1 protein-coding gene is annotated in these 606 nt (G+C 52.6%); it reads right to left on the bottom strand.

The features are described from left to right. Positions 1–424: 424 nt before the first annotated feature. The coding region (locus Q4563_RS15580) for a hypothetical protein (protein ID WP_303605107.1) at positions 425–606 on the bottom strand (182 nt) is incomplete at its 5' end.

Below are 606 nucleotides of genomic sequence, written 5' to 3'. Positions count from 1 at the left end.
GAGTGGATGAGCGAACGCTTGAGGGGCCGAAAGCCGTTGGGCAAGGAGATTGATCGCTGTTTCATGTCTGCATCCTGATTGTTGTTGTAAATGGATGATCAGCAAAGGCTGAGGACACTATTCTGTCTGTTTGCCGGGTTAACGGAATACAGCGGATTTCCTGATGAATATAGGAAAACTGATGGGAGGAAACGGGAAAATTTCCTGCCGTGGGCGGGAATCGATCAGCAGGACTGACAGAGAGACTGAAGGTTAGGGGGGATGGTTATTTGCTGGTGCGATTGAGTGATGGACGAGGTGTCTGGAGAGGCCGTCCGGGGTGTCTGGAAAGAGGCAAGTGGTTACGGGGTTTACGAGTATGGCGATGACAACCCCAGCAGCAAAGCATGATGCTGTTGAGGGTTGTCGTCGCCATGGTCAGTTACTAACGCGCGGCATGCTGTTGCTGAAGCTGGGTCAGGTCGAGCAGAATATGTCCGGATTCCGTCAGCAGGGCATCATCTTCTTTCTGGTCGTGTGTGGCTGATGGTGCTTCTTCTTCGGACTCGACGGTTACTATTTCCTCTGGCTCAGGCTCATCTTCCAGCTGGGTCAGCAGTTCCATCC

It is taken from the genome of Gilvimarinus sp. 1_MG-2023 (assembly GCF_030548285.1).
The sequence above is the reverse complement of the archived record's forward strand: the minus strand, read 5'-3'. Positions and strand labels throughout refer to the sequence as shown.